This window comes from Pseudidiomarina sp., assembly GCF_033722695.1.
Taxonomy (GTDB): domain Bacteria; phylum Pseudomonadota; class Gammaproteobacteria; order Enterobacterales; family Alteromonadaceae; genus Pseudidiomarina.
In genome coordinates this window covers 139043-155083 of the sequence record NZ_JAWVYM010000002.1, presented here as the reverse complement: position 1 = coordinate 155083, position 16041 = coordinate 139043, and the positions used below count along the sequence as shown (strand labels likewise).

Genomic DNA, 16041 nt, shown 5'->3' with positions numbered 1-16041 from the left:
GATCAGGATTCTCGCTTAATCAGTGCCTCAAGTTCGTCTCTAAGCTTATCGCCGCGCCAGCTGACAAACAAGTCCGGCGCCGGCAAATAAGGCTTTGCTGCAGCAGGAACTTGCTCACACCAGTGAATCACATCATTTATTTGCCGCCGCGATGCAATCAGGCTGGCAGGCACATCCAGCTCGGCCGCCAGTTGCTGAACCCGTTGCTTAATAGCGTTAAATTTAGCTTTATAGCCCGGCAGGTCCGTAAGTCGTGTTAACGGCTCAGGCAGCGCAGTCGACTGCTGCCCACGATCAACCGCCGCCAGCAACTCCTCGCCGGCATAACGCACGGTTACCGGGGACAAGTCGGTAATGCCTCGTAATTCCTGACCACTGGATGGTGCCCGGCGGGCCAGCTCAAGGATAGTATGATCCTTGGCCACAAAGCCCAACGGAATATCAGCTGAGCGTGCCCGCTGTTGTCGCCAGATCATCAGCTCACGTAAAATGGCTAGTTGCCGGGCATTACACTGCCAGGCGTTACCGAAATATAGGTAAAGATAGTCATCAGGGATACTTACCGCGCGTTTACGAACCTGTTCGGCACTTTCCGCCAACACCAGCCCGGTCTTACCGGTTTCATCTAACTGGGCCAGTAACTGCGGATAAATGTCATATAAATACTGCACGTCGGCCGCTGCATAATCCAGTTGCTCTGCTGCCAGCGGACGCTGCATCCAGTCAGTACGCGACTGGGACTTATCAATAACGACCCCGGTGAATTCATTAACCAGCGCGGCATACCCAAGCGCATCGCCATAGCCTGCAAAAGCGGCCCCGATCTGGGTATCAAAAATACGTTCCGGCGTTTGCCCCATATGCTGGGTCAGAATCTCATAATCCTCGCCACCGGCATGAATTACAATAGTAATGTCAGGGTCTTTCAGCAGATCCCACATTGGCTGTAAGGCATCAGGAAAGCGGTCGGCACTAAGGGCCACCGGGTCAACCAGAACCACCTCGTCTGCAGCCCGCAGCTGAATTAAACCCAAGCGGGCGTAATAGGTTCTGGTACGGACGAACTCGGTATCAACAGCAAGATAGGGCGCCTGATGAGCGCGGCGGCAAAACGCCTGCAATTCTGCAGGCGTGCTAATTAAGGAGTAGGCTGGCATGCGTTATTTTGACTTAGCCTCTTCTTCATCGCGCAAGTTACGACGCAGGATTTTACCAACATTGGTCTTCGGCAGTTCATCACGAAACTCGACAAACTTCGGTACCTTGTAACCGGTCAGGCCTTCCTTCGCGAACTCAATCACTTCGCGTTCGCTCAGTGATTTGTCTTTGCGTACCACAAATACTTTCACCGCTTCACCTGATGAGTCGTGAGGCACGCCGATAGCAGCAACTTCCAGTACTTTCGGATGATCAGAGATCACGTCTTCGATTTCGTTCGGATAGACATTAAAGCCCGACACCAGAATCATGTCTTTTTTGCGGTCGACGATTTTAAAGAAACCGTTTTCGTTCATCAGACCGATATCACCAGTCATGAACCAGCCGTCAGTCATCACTTTTTCAGTTTCATCAGGGCGGTTCAGATAACCGACCATCACTTGTGGGCCGCGCACCTGTAACTCGCCCGACTCGCCCTGTGCCACCAGTTCCCCGGTATCAACATCGACCACACGCATGTCTGTCGATGGCAACGGCACACCAATGGTACCGTTATAGTGCTCAATATCCGTAGGGTTGACGCTAACGACCGGTGAACATTCGGTCAGACCATAACCTTCCAGCAAGCGCGACTTCGTTACCCGCTCCCATTGTTCGGCCACTGAACGCTGGACCGCCATGCCACCACCAAGCGCAATCTTCAGGCTGGAGAAATCGAGGTCCTTAAAGCCTTCGGTATTCAGCAAACCGTTAAATAGCGTATTCACTCCGGAGATCATAGAGAACGGATACTTGCCCAGCTCTTTAATGAAAGCAGGCATATCGCGCGGATTCGTAATAAGTATGTTGCGACCGCCGTGCTTCATGAAAGTCAGGCAGTTCGAAGTCAGTGCAAAAATATGATAAAGCGGCAGTGCCGTAATAATGGTTTCTTCACCATCATTAACCAGCGGCGCGATGAATGCTGAAACCTGCTCAAGGTTTGCGACCATATTACGGTGCGACAACATGGCCCCTTTAGCGAGGCCGGTGGTACCACCGGTATATTGCAAAAACGCCAGATCATCACCCGTTACCGCAGGCCGCTGATAGCTGGCTTTGGCGCCAGCACTCAATACCTGGCGAAAACCAACGGTATTAGCCAGCGAATAAGATGGCACCATACGCTTAACGTATTTTACCACCGCGTTTACCAGCAGGCGCTTCGGCGTCGGCAACAAGTCACCGATACTGGTGAGAATCACCTTGTTCAGCGACAGATCGCTCATAGCCTTTTCCAGGGTATGAGCAAAGTTATCGAGGATCACGATCATCTTGGCACCGGAATCACTGAGCTGGTGCTTTAATTCCCGGGCGGTATAAAGTGGATTAACGTTCACTACCGTCATGCCGGCCCGTAAAATACCAAAGAGCGCGACCGGATATTGCAGCAGGTTGGGCATCATGATGGCTACGGCATCGCCTTTTTTCAGGCCATTCTGCTGTAAATAAGCAGCAAAATTCCGGCTGGCTGTATCCAGTTCCCTGAATGACATTTCATGATCCATATTGACGTATGCAATACGATCGCCATAGGCCTCAATACTTTGTTCAAAAATATCTACCAGTGAATCAAAATGATCCGGATCTATGGTTTCCGGAACCCCTGCCGGATAGCTGTTTAGCCAGATTTTTTCCACGATCGTCATGCTCCTGAACTGAAGTCTGTTTATAGTTATCCGGCAATCATCGCATATCCGACCAGTTAATCCTAGCCGTTCTGGCGGTCAATCATCTGACCAAATAAGTCGATAATCGCAGCGGGTTCCTGCATATGAACATGGTGGCCACCAGCAATGGTATGAACCTGTAACTGCGGCACCAGCGAGCGCCACAGACCAAGCGCTTCCTGCACCCGCTCGTGCCCTTCGCTGCCAATAACAAGTTCAAACGGGCACTTAATTTTGGCCAGTACATCACCGATTTGTTCAGCCGTCATCCGAATCGCAGAGGACACTCGCAGTTGCCCGTCGGCGCGAAAGCGATAATCCTCGTCACTGAGCTTTTCAATACCCCGATCGACCAGTAACGCCGCAATCTCTGCGGAGAAGTCACCGGCCATCTGCCGCGCAGCAACGGCCTGTTGCAGATTCGGGTAATGGGGGCGATCCTTCTGCTGCTGCAACCAGCGGCTTTTAAATCCTTTACGTATATCCCCGGCGGTTTCTGAGCTTGGTGTCGCCAGCAAGCCAAAGGCTTCAATACTTAATAAGTTGGCAACCCGATCCGGATCAATACCGGCGAGCATATTGGCGGCAAAAGCGCCCATTGAATGCGCAATGATGTCGATTTGCTCCCAGCCCTGCAATTCACAGAGTTGCCAGACATCGTAAACATAATCGACAAAAGGATAGTAGTTACCCGGCGGCCGGTGATCGGAGCAACCGTGCCCGGCCCAGTCCAGTGCGATTAAGCGACGGGATTTGCTCAAAGGTGACTGCAGAAAAGCTTCTGCCATGGGGATAAAACTATGGGCATTATCCAGCCAGCCATGCAAGGCCAGGATTGGTTTCCCTGTTGCCGGGCCCCAACTCAGGCCCCGGACCGTGCCCCAGTTTAGTTCAAAAGCAACAGGCCCGGCCAAATGCCGGGCCTGTTGCCAGTTTAAGGTTTCACTCATGATTTATTAATTCTCATTCCCTTGATTATTCTCAGAGCCACCTGATTGTGGCGGTGCCGGTCGCACTGGTACCGGATAGTAAATACGGTAAGGCGGGGCAAAGTAATGATGGCGATACCACAGCGAGCTGTAATCAACCTGGGTATCCCTTTCTTGGCGTTCTTTCCAGAGGAATTTTCCTGTTACATCAAGCACCGGAAATAAATAGCGATATTCATCAATTTTGCCCTCTTCCGGCTGCTGTACAGCGCCGGTAAAGGTCACGCTGCGGCCTTCTTTATACACCATAGGATCAACAAAACCATCCAGTTTAGCGCGAAACCGGCCATTACTTTCGCCGGTAACAACCGGGCGGCCCCAGTTTGTCAGTTCAAAATGAACAACTTCAATTATGGTGCCGTCGTCGGTATTCCGGACTGAAGCAATCAGGCCACCCCAACGGGCAGTTTTACCGACGGCCTGCTCCGGCTGCTGTAACGCAGTTTCATAGCTTACCAATGTGGTATTTTCAGCAACAGCCAGCTCATCGGGAACTGCCGAGCAGGCGCTTAATACCAACATAGCCAGACTCATAACCCAAAACTTCATGTTCTACTCCTGTCACTTAGGTTCATTACTTAAGAGCCCCTGAAACCCGTGAAAGTTCCCTGTGCCAGCAGATTTTCAGCGGCCAGGAAGCTTCTTCCACGCCACTTCATTACGAACATACAGCGGTTCCAACCCGGCAGCTTTCACCGGCTCAATGCCCTGGTCTTTCATCGCCAGGGCTAAGCTCAGCATGTCTTCCGCCAGGGGCAGTGTCACATCATGAAGGATCTCGACTTCAGCACCAGGATCAAGCGCATCGGCATAGGCCTGCCAGCCGGTTCCGGCACCAGCTACTGACCCGCCCGGCCACCAGCTATTCGCTGCCAAAGGTTCCAGCGGTGCCATTTGTGGCGGTTGAACCGCCACCGCCAGACCCTGTTCATTGCGAAAACTCGCCAGATACACCTCGTTCATCCGCGCATCAATAGCACTGACAATAATCTTAGCTTTATGCTTGCGGATTGCCTGCTGTGCCAGCGCGGCCAGAGTGTTCACCGGGTACACCGGCAGTGGCTGACTGAACGCCAGCCCCTGCGCCACCGATACTCCAATACGAACTCCGGTAAAACTGCCCGGCCCATGGCCACAGACAAGTGCGGTGACATCGGCTAGTTGCAATTGCAGTTCATCAAGAACCTCAGTGATTAATCCCAGGATGCGCTGGGCATGTTCACGCGGAGTCACCACCGCCCGGCTTGCCCGCCGCTCGCCAGCAACGATGGCCACGGAACATTGCTCAGTTGATGTATCCAGCGCCAGTACTACAGGTTCTGTCATACCTTACTCTCTTCTTTTACTCGTGGTGCGGCCGAACTGCGCTCATCCAGGTCCCGCAAAAATTGCAGTGCCGCCGGCACACTGCGGGTGCGTGGCATAGCCGGGAGGCTACTCAGAAACAGTCCGCCATAGCCTTTACTTACCAGACGCTGGTCACAGATAAACAGTACGCCTTTATCCTGTGCGTCCCGGATTAACCGGCCAGCACCCTGTTTCAGGGTGATCACAGCCTGTGGCAATTGTACCTGAGCGAATGCGTCAACTCCACGCAGCTTACAATCTTCAACCCGGGCCTGTAATAAAGGATCATCCGGGGACGCAAAAGGTAATTTATCAATAATTACGCAACGCAGGGCGTCGCCCCGCACATCAACACCTTCCCAAAACGATGAGGTCCCGAGCAGAATACCGTTGCCAGCAGCAATAAATTCGCTGAGTAACTCACGCTTGCTGGTGGTACCCTGCACAAACAATGGCCGATCCGTCACCGCCGACAAGGTCACAGCGATGAGCTGCAGCATCCGGTGGCTGGTAAAAAGCACGAAAGTTCCGCCAGTGCGGTTGGCATCCAGCACCTGAGTAATGAGGTCCATTAACGCATCCTGCATCGAGCTTTCATGGGGTTGCGGTAAATAGCGCGGCATACACAGCAAGGCCTGGCCGGCAAAATTAAAGGGGCTCGGCAGCGACAGCGTAGCCGCCTGTTCCAGCCCAAGCTGACCGGTAAAATGACTGAAATCCGCTCCCACTGCCAGGGTCGCGGAAGTAAATATCCAGCTCATGTTGCTTTCCCGCAGGTAGCCACCAAACTTATCTGCCACCCGCAACGGGGTCTGATGCAGGGTAACCTGCCGCACGGTGGTCTCGAACCAGAAACTAAACCCGGTGCGTTCGGTGGCCTGCAGCAACTGCCATTTGGACGCCGCCTGCACGCACCGATCGTAGGCCTGATCCAAATCCTCATGGCGCCCCAGACTGCTTTTAATCACGTCCTGCAAAAACTCCAGCTGCTCGGTGACTTGCGCGGCCGCTTCCTGCACTTGCGGCTGCTGTGACCACTGTCGCCAGTTGCCTTTGCGGGCATCGGCGGGAAATACCAGTCGCCAGTCACGCAAGCCGGCCAGCAATTTATCCGCGGCTTTGTCCAGCTGCTTCAGATCTTTTAACTCAGTCAGATACAGCACCTTCAGCTCATGCGCCAGCTCCTGTAACTGGCGGCTGGATACCGACTCACCAAAATACTGACTGGCGATATCCGGCAGCTGATGGGCCTCATCAAAGATCACCGCGGCTGCTTCAGGGATCAGTTCGCCGAAGCCGACGTCCTTGAGCACCATATCAGCAAAGAATAAGTGGTGATTCACCACCACCAGATCAGCGTCCAGCGCGCGTTTTCGTGCTTTAACCACATAGCAGTCATCGTAGTCGGGACAATCGCGGCCCAGACAGTTTTCAGCGGTGCTGGTAACCTGCGGCAGCACTTCGGCGTCTTCCTGCAACAGGCTCAGGCTGCCCATATCGCCGTCGTCCGTGCGTTGGGCCCAGCGCCGTACCTCTACTAACTGTGATTGCACGGTTTTATTCAACTCACCACTATGCGCCGCCGCTTGTTTCATCCGATGCAGGCACAGGTAGTTGCTGCGGCCTTTCAGTAGTGCCACGACTTTTTTGGGCGCAATCGCATCACGCAGGGCTGGCAAGTCACGGTGAAATAACTGTTCCTGCAGATTCTTGGTACCGGTTGAGATAATGGCTTTGCCATCATTCATCAGTACCGGCACCAGATAAGCGTAGGTTTTGCCCGTACCTGTTTCAGCTTCCACCACTAGTTGCTGTTTATCAGCCAACGCCCGCGCGACCGCGCCTGCCATTTCTGTCTGAGCGGCACGCGGAGCAAAACCGGGAAGGGTTTTCGCTAATTTACTGTCGGGAAGAAATAATTCGCTTATTGCCTGCATCAGAGAAGGTTCCTGGCGCCGGGGGTACGGTAAAAGATAATCGCATCCTACCATTAATCGATGAAAACACGGAGCCTCCTGAGCACAGGCCCGGACAAATGCGCCGCCGCAGCATCAGATCAAGCCCTTACATAATCCTATACAACTTACGTACAGGAAATGCTGAAAGCTAATTAAATAGCGTAAATACAGGGTTGATTCAAATTTTAACTTCTATACAATTAGCGGCATCAGATACAGTAAACCCGATTCACACGGAGCACATTATGCGCACTTTCAGCTGGCACCATCATCATATGACCGACGGTTAGCCCATAGCTGTGCGCTGAAGGCTGACTCATATTGAGGTAGCCTTTGCTCATGAAGACCCCCGCAAGGCATACCTTTCGGGGGTTTTTTTATAGGAGATTTTCATGGTTGTCGATAAAAGTTCTGCCCGCCTGACTATTGCGATTCAGAAGTCAGGGCGTCTTAGCAAAGATTCTGTCGGCCTGTTGCAGGCTTGTGGCTTCAAGTTCAGCCTGCACGAAGCGCGGCTGTTGGCGCATAGCAGCAACCAACCGGTTGACTTGCTGCGGGTGCGCGACGATGACATTCCCGGCCTGATTATGGACGGTGTGGTGGATCTTGGCCTGGTGGGTGAGAATGTCCTTGAAGAAGCCCGGCTGGAACGCGTCGCAACCAACCTGCCCAGCCAGTTTGAACGTTTGCGGGCGCTGGATTTCGGTCAGTGCCGGTTATCCATCGCCGTACCCAAAGAAGACAGCTATAATGGCATCACGGATTTAAATGGTAAGCGTATCGCCACCACCTATCCGTACCTGCTGCAAAGTTACCTGCAGCGCCAGGGTGTAAAAGCCAGCAACGCAGTGCTGACCGGCAGCGTTGAAGTTGCCCCGCGTGCAGGCCTGGCCGACGCAGTGTGCGACCTTGTATCTACCGGTGCGACCCTCGAAGCAAACGGACTGGTCGAAAAAGACATCATCTTCCGCTCGCAGGCGCAGCTGATTCAGCGCCCGGAGCCGCTCACAGCAGCCAAGCAAGCGATCATCGACCAGCTACTCCCTCGTATAGACGGCGTACAAATGGCGCGGGAAAGCAAATACATCATGCTGCACGCTCCGGTTAGCCAGCTGGATAAGGTTGCCGACCTGCTACCCGGCGCCGAGCGCCCTACTATTTTACCGCTGAACCACACCGATAAACTGGTCGCTGTACACATGGTCAGCACCGAGACCTTGTTCTGGGAAACCATGGAAGAACTCAAAGCCGTCGGCTGCAGTTCAATTCTGGTGCTGCCTATTGAAAAGATGATGGGATAAACTGGCATGCGTACTATTAACTGGCAAGCGCTCGCTGACACCGAGCAACAGCAGCTCCTTAACCGGCCGGCGCAGGCGCAGCCCGAAGTGCTGCAACAACAGGTCACTGAGATTATTGCCGCGGTTCGCCGTGAGGGCGATGCCGCGGTACTGCGCTATACCCGTCGTTTCGATTGCGAATCCATCGACAACCTTGCTTACCCGGCTGAGCGAATTGCCGAACAGGCCGGTAAACTAAGCGCCAGAACCCGCGCCGCTATTGATGTTGCTTACGGTACGATTACCCGCTTTCATAAGCCGCAACGGCCACAGCAGTTAACCGTGGAGACAGCCCCTGGTGTGATTTGCAGTCAGCGCTTTCACCCCCTTGATGCAGTTGGCCTATACGTGCCCGGTGGCTCGGCAGTACTGCCATCTACTGCCCTGATGTTAGGCATACCAGCGCAACTGGCCGGCTGTGCCCGCCGGGTGCTGGTCAGCCCGCCGGATGCTAATGGTGACCTATCGCCAGCGCTGATGTACGTGGCTCAGAAATGCGGTATCACTGAAGTCTATCGCTGTGGTGGTGCGCAGGCTATTGCTGCACTGGCCTACGGCACTGAAAGTATAGCGCCGGTGGTGAAAATATTTGGTCCCGGCAACAGCTATGTTACCGCCGCCAAACAACAGGTGTCCCAGGACGCCTCAGGCAGTGCCATTGATATGCCCGCCGGGCCTTCTGAATTGTTGGTTATCGCTGACGACAGCGCTAACCCGGCTTATGTGGCTGCGGATCTGTTGTCTCAAGCTGAACACGGCCCTGACTCCCAGGTTATTCTGCTAAGCCCGTCCGCCGACCTGCTGAATGCCACGGCTGCCGCTATTGAGCAACAATTGGCCGGGCTGTCGCGCGCCGACGTGGCACGCCAGGCGCTGAACTCCAGTTCGCTGATTCAGGTCAGTTCAGTCGCCGAGGCTGTCACCATCAGCCAGCGTTATGCGCCCGAGCACTTATCCGTGCAGCTTGACGACGCCGACCAATGGCTGGACCGGCTGACCAACGCCGGCTCAATCTTTGTCGGACACTACACGCCAGAAAGCGGTGGCGATTATGCCACCGGCACTAACCATGTGCTGCCCACCTACGGTTTTGCCCGCAATTACTCCAGTCTGGGTTTGCTTGATTTCTATCGCCGTTACACCGTCCAGCAGGCCAGTCGCGATGGTTTGGCAGGCCTGTCTGACGCTATCATTGAACTGGCGCAAACCGAAGGACTTGATGCCCACGCCCGCGCAGTGAGTATTCGCCTTGAGAACGATGCCGGGGTGCAGTCATGAGTATCGCCGAACGCTTACAACGCCAGCACTTACGTAATCTGACCCCTTACGCTTCGGCGCGCCGCAGCATGAGTGGCGGTGCAGTCTGGCTGAATGCCAATGAAGCGCCGCTGACGCCGTCACTGCCAGCTGACGCCACTCAGGCTAACCGCTACCCGGCTTTCCAGAGCAGCGCCCTGAATCAGGTATACGCCCGTTACGCCGGCGTCAATGAAGCGCAACTGCTTAGCTGCCGTGGCAGTGATGAAGCTATTGATCTCCTGATCCGTACGTTCTGCGAGCCTGGTCAGGACCAGATCATGATTTGCCCACCCACGTACGGTATGTATGCTATCAGCGCACAAACTCACGGTGCCGGCGTCACTGAAGTACCGCTAGTTGCCCGCGGCGACGACATGCAATTAGACTTGCCGGCTATATATCAGCGGCTTGACGGGGTGAAGTTGATTTTCGTTTGTAGCCCGTCCAATCCGCTCGGTAATGAGTTAGCTACTGATGATCTGCGTGAGCTGCTTGAACAAGTCGGCGAGCGGGCACTGGTGGTTGTCGATGAGGCCTATATTGAATTTGCTGCAGCCGGTGTCTCGGGCAAACTGAATCAGCTCAGCGATTGGTTAAATGAGTATCCGCAGTTGGTTATCCTGCGAACTTTGTCCAAGGCTTTTGGGCTGGCGGCGATCCGGTGTGGTTTCGCGCTGGCCGGCAACGACATCATCCAGTGTCTGCGTAAAGTTATTGCGCCTTATCCGCTGCCGCAATCAACCCTTGATTACGCCACGCGGGCCCTGCAACCGCAAGGCATTGCTGCCATGCACGCTATGCTGGCAAGTGTCAGCGACCAGCGCCAGCGGCTGCTCAATGCGCTGGCTTCACGCCAGTGGGTCAAGCGGATCTGGCCCAGCACGACAAATTTTGTATTACTGACTGTCACCGATGCCAGCGCGCTGGTGGCAACCTGCGCTGACCACGGGGTGCTTATCCGCAACCAGTCGCAGCAACTAGGGCTGGATAACAGTGTCCGGATCAGCATCGGCAGTCGTGAGGAAATCGATCAATTATTGGAGGCTTTACCCGCATGAATGGTCAGCAAAACCCACAGAATATTTTGTTTATTGACCGCGACGGTACCCTGGTGGTTGAGCCGCCGGTAGATAAACAGCTCGACACTGTCGCTAAGCTGCAGTTTGAACCGGGTGTTATTCCTGCCCTGCTGGCCTTTCAGGCCGCTGGTTATCAACTGGTGATGGTTTCTAATCAGGATGGCCTGGGTACCGATAGTTTTCCCCAGGCAGATTTTGACGCGCCCCATAACCTGATGATGGATATCTTCAGTTCACAGGGCATTCGCTTCGCCGACGTATTAATCTGCCCGCACTTTGCCGAGGATGGCTGCAGCTGCCGTAAGCCATCATTGGGTCTGGTACGCGATTATCTGCAACAAGGCCGGATTAATTTTGCTAAGTCTTATGTGATTGGCGATCGCGATACCGATATCCAGCTGGCCGAAAACATGGGCATCCGTGGTATCAAGTATGACCCCGATACCAACAACTGGGGTGCCATTCAGCACCAGTTGCTGAACCACCCGCGCCAGGCTAGTGTCACCCGCACCACCCGCGAGACAGATATCCGCGTAAAGTTGGATCTGGATACCACCCAGCCAGTGGCTATTCATACCGGCATCGGTTTTTTCGACCACATGCTTGAGCAAATCGCCACCCACGCTGGCTTCTCACTGGACCTGCAGGTTACCGGCGATCTGCACATTGATGAACATCACACTGTCGAAGATACCGCGCTGGCTCTGGGTCAGGCATTGCGGCAGGCGCTGGGTGATAAGCGTGGCATTGGTCGCTTTGGTTTTGCCCTGCCCATGGATGAATGCCGGGCTGAATGCCTGATCGACCTTTCCGGGCGCCCTTACCTGCAATTTGACGCCAGCTTCAGTCGCGACAGGGTCGGTGAACTTTCAACCGAAATGGTTGGCCACTTTTTCCGTTCTGTCAGTGATGCTATGGCGGTGTCCCTGCACCTGAGTACCACTGAGGGTAACAGTCACCATCAGGTGGAAAGTCTGTTCAAGGTGTTTGGCCGGGCTCTGCGCCAGGCCATTAGCCGCACTGCTGACGGCGCCCTCCCTTCAAGTAAGGGTATGCTGGCATGAACCTGGTAATTATTGACACTGCCTGCGCTAACCTGACCTCGGTGCGGTTCGCCATTGAACGTCTCGGGGGCACTCCGCAGGTCACTGCTGATCCCGAGCACATTAAAAACGCCGACCGGGTTATCCTGCCCGGCGTTGGCACCGCGCGGGCTGCTATGCGGAATCTAGAGCAGCTAGACTTAGCGCCGGTCATCCGTGAGCTGCAGCAGCCGGTGCTGGGCATCTGCCTGGGTATGCAGTTGCTTACTGACTGGAGCGCCGAAGGAAACGTCGATTGTCTGGGCGTAATACCGGCTCGCACGGAACGTCTGCAGATAGCCGACTTACCCCTGCCGCATATGGGCTGGAACACCTTGCAGGACGCCGCTGATAACCCCCTCACCCGCGGTCTGGAGCGAGACCCCTGGTGCTACTTTGTGCATAGTTTCGCGGTCGCGCCTGATGGCTATAGCATCGCCAATACATCCTACGGCCAGACGTTTGCCGCTATGATCAGAAACCGCAATTTCTTCGGCGCCCAATTTCACCCTGAGCGTTCAGGCAAAACCGGCGCGCGAATATTAAAGAATTTTCTGGAGCTAACTGATGCTGATACCAGCGCTTGATCTTATCGATGGCAACGTTATCCGGTTGCAACAAGGTGACTTCGCCCGGCAAACAACCTATGCGGACAGCCCGCTACCCTTGGTTATGGCTTATCAGCAAGCTGGCGCCACCTGGCTGCACCTGGTCGACCTTGACGGGGCTCGTGACCCGGCGCAACGCCAGTTTCAACTGATTAAAGAAATCATAAAAAGCACCAGCATGTCGATTCAGGTTGGCGGTGGCATCCGGCGCCGCGAGGACCTTGAGAAACTCTTCGAACAGGGTGTGCAACGGGTGGTTATCGGCTCCCTGGCCGTGCGTGAACCGCTCCTGGTACAGGCCTGGATGCAGGAATTCGGCGGTGACGCCATAGTGCTGGCACTGGACGTCAATCTGGCCGACGATGGCCGCGCTTACGTTGCTACTCATGGCTGGCTGGAGACTTCCGATCAGACGCTGGAAGCTGTGATCGAAAACTATCTGGCGTTCGGACTGCGCCATGTGCTTTGCACGGATATCAGCCGTGATGGCATGCTCAGCGGTGCCAATATTGAGCTCTACCGTAATCTGAAAGCCCGCTATCCGCAGTTGTTTCTGCAGGCATCCGGCGGTATTGCCACACTCGATGATTTACGTCAGTTGCAACAGATCAACTGTGATGCGGCTATTCTGGGTAAATCCCTGCTAACCGGCGCCTTTACTTTAGAGGAGGCTCTGCAATGCTGGCCAGACGCATAATTCCCTGCCTGGATGTTCGCGATGGTGAAGTCATTAAAGGGGTTCAGTTTCGCAATCACGAAGTTATCGGTGCCATTGAACCGCTGGCCGAAGGCTATGCGGCGGCGGGTGCCGATGAACTGGTGTTTTACGATATTACCGCATCGGCAGATGCCCGGGTGGTGGATAAATCCTGGGTAGAACGAGTGGCCCGCTTAATTGATATCCCATTTACCGTGGCCGGTGGCATCAGCTCGGTAGCCCAGGCCCGGGAACTTCTGGCCATGGGCGCGGATAAAATTTCGATTAACTCACCAGCGCTCAGAGATCCGGACCTAATTAATACCCTCGTCGATGAATTTGGCCAGCAATGTATCGTTATAGGTATAGATAGTTTTTACGATACCGATAGTGAAAGTTATCAGGTTTTTCAGTTCACCGGCGATGAGAGCCGCAGCCGCAAAACCCGCTGGCAAACCCGCGACTGGGTGCAGGAAGTGGTCAGCCGTGGCGCCGGTGAGATCGTATTAAACTGTATGAATCAGGACGGCGTTCGCCAGGGCTACGATATCGCCCAGCTACAGGCTTTGCGCAAAGTTTGTCCGGTTCCTCTTATTGCTTCAGGCGGTGCTGGTGCGTTAGACCACTTCCGGGATGTCTTTGAGCAAGCGGGTGTCGATGGCGCTTTAGCCGCTTCTGTCTTTCATAAAAAGCTGATCAGCATTGCTGACCTGAAAAGTCATCTGGCCCACGCTGGTATTCTGGTGCGGCCGGTACAATAAAATCCAGTTAAGGAACGACCATGAAATTAACTGAAGCGACAACCGGCGAGCTCGATTTCGCGAAAACCGGCGGACTGCTGCCAGCAATAGTGCAACATGCGCTCACTGGTGAAGTGCTGATGCAAGGCTTCATGAACATGGAAGCCATCGAAGCCACGCTGCAAACTAATCGTGTAACTTTCTATAGCCGCAGTAAGAGCCGCTTATGGACCAAAGGCGAGGCTTCGGGCAATTATCTCAAAATGGTCAGCGCCCATACCGACTGTGATAAAGACAGCATTCTGATCATGGCTCTGCCGGCCGGACCCACCTGCCACCTTGGCAGCCGCAGCTGTTTCAGCGATGAGGGTCATCAGGCCACGCCTCTGTTGCAGAGCCTGGCCGATACCATCCACAGCCGGCGCCAACAAGGCGACGAAGCGAGCAGCTATACGGCTCAGTTACTCAAGGCTGGCACCAAAAGGGCCGCACAGAAAGTCGGTGAAGAAGGCGTTGAAGTCGCGCTGGCTGCAGTTGCTGGCGATGATGAAGAATTGCTTAATGAAAGCGCCGATCTGCTCTACCATTTGCTGGTGGTTCTGGAGAGCCGTGATCTTAGTCTGGCACAGGTACTCAAAGTACTTCTTCAGCGGCGTCAGGCCTGATAGCTCCCTGGTGTTGCCGCTGGTAACGGCGGCTGACAATCACCAACCGCCAGGTCAGCAGCACGGCCGCGACACTCAGGCCAATAATAAAACCAACCCACATGCCGGCGGCACCCATCGCCGGCACTAACCAGTCCGTCAGCGACAGCACGACACCCACGCTCAGGCCCAGTGGCCAGTATGAAATAAAAGTAATTCCCATCACCACCTTGGTGTCTTTATACCCCCGCAGGGTCCCTATCGCGATGGCCTGGAAGGTGTCCGAAATAGTAAAGATAGCCGCCAGCCCCATCAGGGTCGCCGCCAGTTGAATAACGGCCTGGTCATCGGTGTAGAGGCTCGCCATCCAGCCCCCGGCCAGATACATGATCAGGCCATTGACCGTGGCAAAAGTCATACCGTAAATTGTTGCCAGCTTATGGCTCAGCATCGCATTTTGCGGGTTGCCGGCTCCTAGCGCGAAACCCACCCGCAAGGTCACCGCCATCGACAGACTCAGCGGCACCATATAAACCAGTGATGAAATATTCAAAGCGATTTGGTGACTGGCCACCATAGTGGCGCCCAGCGGCGCAATCACCAGCGCCGCGGCGGCAAACAGGCTCACTTCAAAAAACATCGCCGTAGCAATGGGGAAGCCGAGCCGGATAACGTACCAGGTGTCATCCCAGTTAGGCGGATACCAGTGGCTGAACAGCGCGATATTTTTAAACCGCTTTGCCAGCAGTACATAGATCAGCATACTAAAAGCCATCACCCAGAGCACCAGCGCTGTGGCAACCCCACAACCAGCGCCACCCAGCGCCGGTATGTCGCCAGCCCCATAAATAAATACGTAGTTGGCCGGAATATTAACCAACAAGCCGATAACCCCGATCACCAGCGATGGCATGGTGTGGGATAAGCCCTCACAGAAATTACGCAGCACCATGTAGATTACAAATGCCGGAATACCGAACGCCAGATAAAACAGGTAATCGAGGGTTATGGTGCGCAGGTCATCAGCGACATTCATGGCGCCGAGTACATAGGGCGCACACAAAATCACCGCCAGGCACAGCAGCCCACCCAGTATCGAGGCGTACAGGCCCTGCTGCACCATGTTCGCCATGCGCGACTGTTTACCGGCACCGTCAAAATGCGAAATGATCGGCGCCAGCGCCAGCGCCAGCCCGAAAATAAGTAGCGTTGAGGGAATCCAGATACTGGCACCCACAGATACCGCGGCGAGGTGCACCGCGCCGACCTGTCCGGCCATCACCGTATCGGCCACACTCATTAGCATATGGGTAAGCTGGGCGACAAGAATCGGCCCCGTCAGTCGGGCAAGCTTAATTGATTCCGGCCACCAGTTCGCCCAGGCGTGCATG

At 54.7% G+C, this 16041-nt stretch carries 16 protein-coding genes; 8 read left to right on the top strand and 8 right to left on the bottom strand.

All coding sequences use genetic code 11. The features are described from left to right. Window positions 1-2: 2 nt before the first annotated feature. The 7 genes from rnd to R3196_RS01740 form a co-directional block, all read right to left on the bottom strand. Window positions 3-1157: a ribonuclease D gene (gene rnd, locus R3196_RS01770; RefSeq protein WP_318934903.1), complete on the bottom strand. Its 1155-nt coding sequence runs from the start codon at window positions 1155-1157 to the stop codon at window positions 3-5. A 3-nt stretch (window positions 1158-1160) separates the two neighbouring features. Then, on the bottom strand, window positions 1161-2837 hold the full coding sequence (gene fadD / locus R3196_RS01765; protein WP_318934902.1) for a long-chain-fatty-acid--CoA ligase FadD: 1677 nt from the start codon (window positions 2835-2837) through the stop codon (window positions 1161-1163). Window positions 2838-2908: 71 nt separating this feature from the next. Continuing rightward, window positions 2909-3817 carry an alpha/beta hydrolase gene (locus R3196_RS01760; protein WP_318934900.1) on the bottom strand — a complete coding sequence of 303 codons (909 nt, stop codon included), beginning with the start codon at window positions 3815-3817 and terminating at the stop codon, window positions 2909-2911. A gap of 6 nt (window positions 3818-3823) precedes the next feature. Further along, window positions 3824-4405 carry a Slp family lipoprotein gene (locus R3196_RS01755; protein WP_318934899.1) on the bottom strand — a complete coding sequence of 194 codons (582 nt, stop codon included), beginning with the start codon at window positions 4403-4405 and terminating at the stop codon, window positions 3824-3826. Window positions 4406-4480: 75 nt separating this feature from the next. Then, window positions 4481-5182 (bottom strand): tRNA (adenosine(37)-N6)-threonylcarbamoyltransferase complex dimerization subunit type 1 TsaB, encoded by a 702-nt coding sequence (gene tsaB, locus R3196_RS01750; protein ID WP_318934898.1) that lies wholly within the window; start codon window positions 5180-5182, stop codon window positions 4481-4483. Beyond that, on the bottom strand, window positions 5179-7140 hold the full coding sequence (locus R3196_RS01745) for an ATP-dependent DNA helicase (protein ID WP_318934897.1): 1962 nt from the start codon (window positions 7138-7140) through the stop codon (window positions 5179-5181). Before R3196_RS01745 ends, tsaB begins: the two co-directional genes overlap by 4 nt. Before the next feature lie 230 nt (window positions 7141-7370). Then, window positions 7371-7502: a hypothetical protein gene (locus tag R3196_RS01740; RefSeq protein ID WP_318934896.1), complete on the bottom strand. Its 132-nt coding sequence runs from the start codon at window positions 7500-7502 to the stop codon at window positions 7371-7373. 51 nt (window positions 7503-7553) lie between these two features. Between R3196_RS01740 and hisG the strand changes: the two genes are divergently transcribed. From hisG to hisIE, 8 genes are read left to right on the top strand one after another with little or no spacing between them, the layout of a single operon-like run. Further along, window positions 7554-8462 (top strand): ATP phosphoribosyltransferase, encoded by a 909-nt coding sequence (gene hisG / locus R3196_RS01735; RefSeq protein WP_318934895.1) that lies wholly within the window; start codon window positions 7554-7556, stop codon window positions 8460-8462. Window positions 8463-8468: 6 nt separating this feature from the next. Then, entirely contained in the window at window positions 8469-9779 is a 1311-nt protein-coding gene (gene hisD, locus R3196_RS01730; protein WP_318934893.1) for a histidinol dehydrogenase, read from the top strand. Next, window positions 9776-10858, top strand: a complete 1083-nt coding sequence (hisC, locus tag R3196_RS01725) for a histidinol-phosphate transaminase (protein WP_318934892.1) — start codon at window positions 9776-9778, stop codon at window positions 10856-10858. The genes hisD and hisC overlap by 4 nt, the downstream gene beginning before the upstream one ends. Beyond that, on the top strand, window positions 10855-11943 hold the full coding sequence (hisB, locus tag R3196_RS01720) for a bifunctional histidinol-phosphatase/imidazoleglycerol-phosphate dehydratase HisB (RefSeq protein ID WP_318934890.1): 1089 nt from the start codon (window positions 10855-10857) through the stop codon (window positions 11941-11943). The genes hisC and hisB overlap by 4 nt, the downstream gene beginning before the upstream one ends. Beyond that, window positions 11940-12548, top strand: coding sequence for an imidazole glycerol phosphate synthase subunit HisH (hisH, locus tag R3196_RS01715; RefSeq protein WP_318934889.1), 609 nt, complete (start codon window positions 11940-11942; stop codon window positions 12546-12548). The genes hisB and hisH overlap by 4 nt, the downstream gene beginning before the upstream one ends. Beyond that, the gene (hisA, locus tag R3196_RS01710; RefSeq protein ID WP_318934888.1) at window positions 12529-13266 is read left to right on the top strand and encodes a 1-(5-phosphoribosyl)-5-[(5-phosphoribosylamino)methylideneamino]imidazole-4-carboxamide isomerase; all 738 of its coding nucleotides are present in this window, start codon (window positions 12529-12531) and stop codon (window positions 13264-13266) included. The genes hisH and hisA overlap by 20 nt, the downstream gene beginning before the upstream one ends. Beyond that, complete coding sequence (gene hisF, locus R3196_RS01705; RefSeq protein ID WP_318934887.1) at window positions 13248-14027, top strand: imidazole glycerol phosphate synthase subunit HisF; 780 nt, start codon at window positions 13248-13250, stop codon at window positions 14025-14027. Before hisA ends, hisF begins: the two co-directional genes overlap by 19 nt. Before the next feature lie 20 nt (window positions 14028-14047). Next, the gene (gene hisIE / locus R3196_RS01700) at window positions 14048-14671 is read left to right on the top strand and encodes a bifunctional phosphoribosyl-AMP cyclohydrolase/phosphoribosyl-ATP diphosphatase HisIE (protein WP_318934885.1); all 624 of its coding nucleotides are present in this window, start codon (window positions 14048-14050) and stop codon (window positions 14669-14671) included. On the opposite strand, the gene R3196_RS01695 is transcribed toward hisIE, so the two are convergent. Continuing rightward, the gene (locus R3196_RS01695; protein WP_318934883.1) at window positions 14640-16040 is read right to left on the bottom strand and encodes an MATE family efflux transporter; all 1401 of its coding nucleotides are present in this window, start codon (window positions 16038-16040) and stop codon (window positions 14640-14642) included. The genes hisIE and R3196_RS01695 overlap by 32 nt on opposite strands. Window position 16041 lies beyond the last annotated feature (1 nt).

Coding starts and splice junctions, on each gene's coding strand:
- rnd (WP_318934903.1), bottom strand. CDS start 1,157: ATGCCAGCCTACTCCTTAATTAGCACGCCTGCAGAATTGCAGGCGTTT.
- R3196_RS01760 (WP_318934900.1), bottom strand. CDS start 3,817: ATGAGTGAAACCTTAAACTGGCAACAGGCCCGGCATTTGGCCGGGCCT.
- R3196_RS01755 (WP_318934899.1), bottom strand. CDS start 4,405: ATGAAGTTTTGGGTTATGAGTCTGGCTATGTTGGTATTAAGCGCCTGC.
- tsaB (WP_318934898.1), bottom strand. CDS start 5,182: ATGACAGAACCTGTAGTACTGGCGCTGGATACATCAACTGAGCAATGT.
- R3196_RS01745 (WP_318934897.1), bottom strand. CDS start 7,140: ATGCAGGCAATAAGCGAATTATTTCTTCCCGACAGTAAATTAGCGAAA.
- R3196_RS01740 (WP_318934896.1), bottom strand. CDS start 7,502: ATGAGCAAAGGCTACCTCAATATGAGTCAGCCTTCAGCGCACAGCTAT.
- hisG (WP_318934895.1), top strand. CDS start 7,554: ATGGTTGTCGATAAAAGTTCTGCCCGCCTGACTATTGCGATTCAGAAG.
- hisD (WP_318934893.1), top strand. CDS start 8,469: ATGCGTACTATTAACTGGCAAGCGCTCGCTGACACCGAGCAACAGCAG.
- hisC (WP_318934892.1), top strand. CDS start 9,776: ATGAGTATCGCCGAACGCTTACAACGCCAGCACTTACGTAATCTGACC.
- hisB (WP_318934890.1), top strand. CDS start 10,855: ATGAATGGTCAGCAAAACCCACAGAATATTTTGTTTATTGACCGCGAC.
- hisH (WP_318934889.1), top strand. CDS start 11,940: ATGAACCTGGTAATTATTGACACTGCCTGCGCTAACCTGACCTCGGTG.
- hisA (WP_318934888.1), top strand. CDS start 12,529: ATGCTGATACCAGCGCTTGATCTTATCGATGGCAACGTTATCCGGTTG.
- hisF (WP_318934887.1), top strand. CDS start 13,248: ATGCTGGCCAGACGCATAATTCCCTGCCTGGATGTTCGCGATGGTGAA.
- hisIE (WP_318934885.1), top strand. CDS start 14,048: ATGAAATTAACTGAAGCGACAACCGGCGAGCTCGATTTCGCGAAAACC.
- R3196_RS01695 (WP_318934883.1), bottom strand. CDS start 16,040: ATGCACGCCTGGGCGAACTGGTGGCCGGAATCAATTAAGCTTGCCCGA.